The sequence below is a fragment of the Aquitalea sp. S1-19 genome, assembly GCF_024343515.1.
The window spans coordinates 1-1,817 of sequence record NZ_RJTZ01000264.1 but is presented as its reverse complement, the minus strand read 5'-3'; the positions used below and the strand labels follow the sequence as shown (position 1 = coordinate 1,817).

1 protein-coding gene and 9 tRNA genes are annotated in these 1,817 nt (G+C 57.2%); 1 reads left to right on the top strand and 9 read right to left on the bottom strand.

The window, feature by feature from the left end; all coding sequences use genetic code 11:
• Positions 1–79 precede the first annotated feature (79 nt).
• The 9 genes from EGI20_RS18140 to EGI20_RS18100 form a co-directional block, all read right to left on the bottom strand.
• Positions 80–155 (bottom strand) — tRNA-Ala (locus tag EGI20_RS18140).
• Between the two features lie 8 nt (positions 156–163).
• A tRNA-Glu gene (locus EGI20_RS18135) sits at positions 164–239 on the bottom strand.
• Positions 240–286: 47 nt separating this feature from the next.
• A tRNA-Ala gene (locus EGI20_RS18130) sits at positions 287–362 on the bottom strand.
• An 8-nt stretch (positions 363–370) separates the two neighbouring features.
• A tRNA-Glu gene (locus EGI20_RS18125) sits at positions 371–446 on the bottom strand.
• A gap of 47 nt (positions 447–493) precedes the next feature.
• Positions 494–569: transfer RNA gene (locus EGI20_RS18120), tRNA-Ala, on the bottom strand.
• A gap of 8 nt (positions 570–577) precedes the next feature.
• Positions 578–653: transfer RNA gene (locus EGI20_RS18115), tRNA-Glu, on the bottom strand.
• Between the two features lie 47 nt (positions 654–700).
• Positions 701–776: transfer RNA gene (locus tag EGI20_RS18110), tRNA-Ala, on the bottom strand.
• An 8-nt stretch (positions 777–784) separates the two neighbouring features.
• Positions 785–860 (bottom strand) — tRNA-Glu (locus tag EGI20_RS18105).
• A gap of 47 nt (positions 861–907) precedes the next feature.
• Positions 908–983, bottom strand: a tRNA-Ala gene (locus tag EGI20_RS18100).
• Between the two features lie 229 nt (positions 984–1,212).
• Between EGI20_RS18100 and hpnC the strand changes: the two genes are divergently transcribed.
• On the top strand, positions 1,213–1,817 hold a 605-nt coding region (gene hpnC, locus EGI20_RS18095), incomplete at its 3' end, for a squalene synthase HpnC (RefSeq protein WP_498633085.1).

The following is a 1,817-nucleotide window of genomic DNA, read 5'->3' as shown; positions in this document are numbered from 1 at the left end:
GGCGGTGTCCTAGGCCACTAGACGATGGGGACCTTAATGGTCGGTCGAAGCGATGTTGCGGCTTCAGGCCTGAGTCTTCTGGTGGAGGTAAGCGGGATCGAACCGCTGACCTCTTGCATGCCATGCAAGCGCTCTACCAACTGAGCTATACCCCCAAAACTGCTGGCGTCCCCAGGGGGAGTCGAACCCCCGTTATCGCCGTGAAAGGGCGGTGTCCTAGGCCACTAGACGATGGGGACCTTAATGGTCGGTCGAAGCGATGTTGCGGCTTCAGGCCTGAGTCTTCTGGTGGAGGTAAGCGGGATCGAACCGCTGACCTCTTGCATGCCATGCAAGCGCTCTACCAACTGAGCTATACCCCCAAAACTGCTGGCGTCCCCAGGGGGAGTCGAACCCCCGTTATCGCCGTGAAAGGGCGGTGTCCTAGGCCACTAGACGATGGGGACCTTAATGGTCGGTCGAAGCGATGTTGCGGCTTCAGGCCTGAGTCTTCTGGTGGAGGTAAGCGGGATCGAACCGCTGACCTCTTGCATGCCATGCAAGCGCTCTACCAACTGAGCTATACCCCCAAAACTGCTGGCGTCCCCAGGGGGAGTCGAACCCCCGTTATCGCCGTGAAAGGGCGGTGTCCTAGGCCACTAGACGATGGGGACCTTAATGGTCGGTCGAAGCGATGTTGCGGCTTCAGGCCTGAGTCTTCTGGTGGAGGTAAGCGGGATCGAACCGCTGACCTCTTGCATGCCATGCAAGCGCTCTACCAACTGAGCTATACCCCCAAAACTGCTGGCGTCCCCAGGGGGAGTCGAACCCCCGTTATCGCCGTGAAAGGGCGGTGTCCTAGGCCACTAGACGATGGGGACCTTAATGGTCGGTCGAAGCGATGTTGCGGCTTCAGGCCTGAGTCTTCTGGTGGAGGTAAGCGGGATCGAACCGCTGACCTCTTGCATGCCATGCAAGCGCTCTACCAACTGAGCTATACCCCCACGATTTACTGCTGCGTTGCAGTGTGTGCTGCAACGAGAACGGAACTATACAGACGGCTTTTTTTACCGTCAAGGTGTTTTTTTATTGTTTTTGTTAAAAAGGCGGATTTTCCGATTTATCGTGAGGTGCAGTGCGGCGTCCGGTATGAATGGCGGCGATGCCGGGTCGCCGTTTGTTCTGCTCTGGCCTTATAATCGCCGTTTTACATCTTGTGACGGCGGTCTAGCCATGTCGGTCGGGCATTACGAAAATTTTCCGGTAGGTTCTGTATTGTTGCCACGACGCATGCGCCGTGGCGTGCATGCCATCTACCATTTTGCCCGTACTGCCGATGATATTGCCGATGAGGGCGATGCCGGTGCCGAGGCAAGGCTGGCGGGGCTTGCCGCGCTGTCATCTGCGCTGGACGAAATCGGTCGCGGCCAGTTGCCGCAAGACCCGATGATGCAGAATCTGGCGCAGGCGATTGCCGCGCATCAGCTGCCGCTGGCACCGTTTTATGATTTGCTGTCGGCTTTTAGCCAGGATGTGACCAAAACGCGTTATCAGGATTTTGCCGAAATTGTCGATTATTGCCGCCGTTCGGCCAATCCGGTCGGCCGCCTGATGCTGGCCTTGTATGGCGAGCACGATAGCAAAAGCATCGCCATGTCTGATGGCATTTGCACGGCCTTGCAACTGATCAATTTCCTGCAGGATGTCGCCATTGACTGGGACAAGGGGCGGGTCTATCTGCCGCAAAGCGATATGGCCAAATTCCGTGTCAGCGAAGCGCAGATTGCAGCGGGCGATACGTCCGGCTTGTGGACGCCTTTGATGCTGAAGGAAATCGG